Annotated in this window: 3 protein-coding genes and 1 pseudogene; 3 read left to right on the forward strand and 1 reads right to left on the reverse strand. The window is 28.4% G+C overall.

Annotated elements, in window-relative coordinates; all coding sequences use genetic code 11:
- The first annotated feature begins 320 nt into the window (after nt 1-320).
- The 3 genes and pseudogenes from VIM70_RS15190 to VIM70_RS15200 all read left to right on the forward strand — a co-directional run bounded on the left by VIM70_RS15190 (nt 321) and on the right by VIM70_RS15200 (nt 3,546).
- The gene (locus tag VIM70_RS15190; RefSeq protein WP_331946622.1) at nt 321-2,840 is read left to right on the forward strand and encodes a hypothetical protein; all 2,520 of its coding nucleotides are present in this window, start codon (nt 321-323) and stop codon (nt 2,838-2,840) included.
- Nucleotides 2,841-2,884: 44 nt separating this feature from the next.
- A pseudogene (locus tag VIM70_RS15195) lies at nt 2,885-3,161 on the forward strand (type I restriction-modification system subunit M N-terminal domain-containing protein); the annotation flags it as partial.
- A 154-nt stretch (nt 3,162-3,315) separates the two neighbouring features.
- Nucleotides 3,316-3,546, forward strand: coding sequence for a hypothetical protein (locus VIM70_RS15200; protein WP_331946623.1), 231 nt, complete (start codon nt 3,316-3,318; stop codon nt 3,544-3,546).
- Between the two features lie 34 nt (nt 3,547-3,580).
- Here the strand turns inward: VIM70_RS15200 and VIM70_RS15205 are convergent, their stop codons facing one another.
- On the reverse strand, nt 3,581-3,820 hold the full coding sequence (locus VIM70_RS15205; protein ID WP_331946624.1) for an NAD(P)-binding domain-containing protein: 240 nt from the start codon (nt 3,818-3,820) through the stop codon (nt 3,581-3,583).
- Between the last annotated feature and the right edge of the window lie 27 nt (nt 3,821-3,847).

The following is a 3,847-nucleotide window of genomic DNA, read 5'->3' on the forward strand; positions in this document are numbered from 1 at the left end:
ATTAAGGTTACATTAAAATAGCCAAGATTTACAATTAGGTGCTATAACTAAAAGTAATTATTAACGAATAATTCCAATCTGAGCTTAAATAAGCGTTTTAATTATTTGGTAGATTATTGAATTATAAGGTTGATGGCTATGGCTACGACCTCGGAGGTCGTTACATAAACTGGAAGTTTATGTTTGATAATGTTGATACTCCTTACTTATAAAAGGTGGTCTTAAATAAAAAAACGCTCTATCTTATAAGTAGTTGTAATACTTTTGAAGCATTTGTAATAAATAATAATATAATTAATTATTTTGGAGATTTATTATAAATGAAATTTTACAACCAAATTAAAAGTGCTACTATAGAAAAAGAAGTTGAAATAGTGTACAAAAATGCTTTAGATAAGGCATTCCCTAATTCTATATTAACCCATCCTTATGGGTGTGATGGATATATAGAACAAGACATTATTTATGATGAAATTACTAAGACACTTAGGATAATAATGGAGTTTAAATGTAATAAAGACTTTAATGATAGATTAGAGCAAGCTAAGGTTATTGTTCAGGTACTATTTTACCTAAAAAGGTTTCGATTGGGGTTGGATAAAAATTACTCTATAGTTCCGAATATTGTACTCGCCGGTGATAAAAATGCATGCTTTCTAATTCACACTAAGGAAATTGAAAAATATTTACAAGAAAATATAGATTGGAGCACTGCACCATCAAAAGGTCCACAAATACACTTAAATTTAGTATATAAAATTTCTAAAGACACAAATCTAAATGTGTTTATTTTTAAAATAGGATCAACTTTTAATTTTAGAGATATTGCTGTACAAATTAAACGTCTTGTATTAAATTACAATAGAAAAATGAGAATTAATATTGCAAACTTGCCTGTGGTGTATGATTATTTTATTGCTAAAATAGTGGAGGAACCTGAAAAATATTCTGCAACTGAATTGGTGTACTTTTTTATAAATGTAATTACAGATAATCCGGATACATTTATACAACCAAAGAAAAAAAATTTACTTTACGTTGGAAATGTAAAGGATATAAAAGTAGATAATATTTGCTATAAATATTTTGAAGCAAATTATAGTACTAAATATTCTCCAAATGAAAAACAGACGTTTATTGAAATAGCAGATAGGCTTATTGAGGATACCACAAGAAGATATAAGGGAGACTTCTACACTCCAACTATTTGGGTTAATGAAGCAAATAAACGTTTGACAGAAACATTTGGCGAGAACTGGAGAAACGAATATGTAGTTTGGGATTGTGCGTGGGGTACAGGAAACTTAACAAGAGATTATACATTTAAAGAATTATATTGTTCTACATTGCGTAAAACAGATTTAGATTTAGGAGAAAAGAATAATAGTGATAGTTACAAATTCGTTTATGATTTTTTAGTGGATGATATTGAAATGTTAAATAGTGATCTTAGAATGTTTGAAAAAAATTATAAAACTGAAATTAATAATTATAAAAAGTTGTTAGTATCATTAAAAAAGAATAAAAAAATTATATTTTTCATAAATCCACCTTTTGCAGAAGCAGGAAATGATAAGTGTAAGGACCGAAAGATTAAAACTGGAACATCTAAGACATTAATTGGCGAGGCAATGAATAAGGATTGTATAGGTGGAAGCTCACAGCAGCTATATGCACAATTTCTTTATAGAATATTAAAGATTAAGGAAATGTTCAAGTTAACAGACATTAATATAGCAGTATTTTCACCAACATTATTATTAACGGGTCCTAAGTTTGAAGGATTTAGAGAAAAGTTTTTAAAGGAATTCACCTATGAGAAAGGAATAATGTTTAATGCAAGTAATTTTTCTAACGTATCAAACCAATGGGAAATTGCTTTTACTATATGGAAATGTGGGGAAACAAAAAATAAAGAAAACTTTGATTGCACTGTCGAAGAAATCTCAAATGAAGGTAATATTTGTGAAATAGGAGTAAAGAATGTATACAATGTCTCAAAAAATAAGAGAGCTTCTAATTGGATTAAAGTAATTAATAAATATGATGACATAGATACAATTGCTCTAAAATCATCAGTGAATGTAGATAATAAAATAGTGAAAACACGCAAAGAAGCTTTAGGATATCTTATTAATGATAGTAACAATGTATATGCAAATGCTAAGGGAGTATATATATTATCAAGTAAGGTAACTAGGCATTTAAAAACTACTGAAATAAATGAAGAAAATTATGAGAAGTGTTTTTCATTGTTTGCAGCAAGATGTTTAATTAAAGCCAATTGGAAAAATCAAAAAGAAGAATATATGATTCCAGATACAGGTAATTCACTCTATAAAGGGTGGATTAATGATTGCATAATTTATTCTATTTTTGAAAACTCATCATACCAGGGTTCTTTAAGAAATATAATTGTTTCTGAACAATCCTACAATGTTATTAACCAATCTTTCTTCATGGGGAATGAAGAAATAAGAGAATTAGCAGATAAAAACTATAATGATGAGATATTTCAGGATACGAAACTATTTCAAGGTGAGAGATTTATATATATGGATTTAAAGAACAGATTTTTATCAAATGAGGGTAGAAAAGTTTTAGAAAAAGCTAAGGAATTGGTAGTGAAAAGTTTTGAGTATAGAGGAGAATTTAACATACTTAATCCTAAATATCAGATAAATACATGGGATGCTGGCTGGTATCAAATAAAAGCTTTAATTAAAAAATATATGAAAAGTGATTTAAAAGAATTTGAGGAATTATTTAAGAAGTTATCAACAAAAATGGAACCACAAGTGTATGAATTGGGCTTTTTAAAGAATAATAAGTATATTTAGTGGATGAGTTTGTTTTTATTCACCAATATTTAAAATCTCAGTACCCGTTAGAAGTTATAGAGCAATTTACATACCTTTTATTTATTAAAGGCTTAGATGATAAAGAAACTATAAGTGGAAAATCAAGCATCATTTTTAAAGATAGCTTTTCAAGGAATGTTTGCAAGTGATAAGCAAGATTTAAGATGGAGTAAATTTAAAGATTTTGAAGCTGCTGAAAGGTATAGGGTAATGCAACAAGAGGTGTTCCCATTTATAAAGGAGCTTCATGTAGATGAGAATTCTGCTTATGCAAAATATATGGACGATGCTATATTTAAATTCCAGCCATAAACATATTTGGAACAGAATATAAGCTAAGATATACCATTTTATGGAGGATTATATAAAGGATATAAAAAATAATGGGAAATCCGACATTAGTACTATTCCCGATTATTTTTTAGATGAGGGATATGATAATGCATGTTAGTATATGGATAATGTTGACATAAATAAATTTGATAGTAATTATCGTCCGAAAATAAAAACAGAAACTAAGAAGTTGAAATCGGGAATAATGTGGGACAATTTTAAATTAATTAATCTATTTGACGGTAAAGGAACAATTACAACAAAGGTAGAAAACCTTAATTCATATGGAAATGGTTATTACACATATATAACTACACAAGGTACAAATAATGGTGTAAAAATTAGAAAGTAAAAACTTACAGTTTTTACTACGACCTCGGAGGTCGTTACATAAACTGTAAGTTTGTGTTTGCTAGTACAACTACATCTTGCTTAGAAGCTTCCAAAACTGTTCCAGCTGTAGATTTCAATCCAATTTCAGTAATCTTTTCCACTAATGTTTCAGGTCCGCGACTGTTACTAATAATCACTTCATGTCCTGCCTCGACTGCTTTCTTGCCCACTGCAGTGCCTATATTTCCTGAACCTATAATACCTATTTTCATATTGTTAGCCTCCCTTTGCAACCATTATAGTTGCAACTAATTTTATTT

Source organism: Clostridium sp. (genome assembly GCF_036569345.1).
In the GTDB taxonomy this organism is placed as follows: Bacteria; Bacillota; Clostridia; order Clostridiales; family Clostridiaceae; genus Clostridium_AD.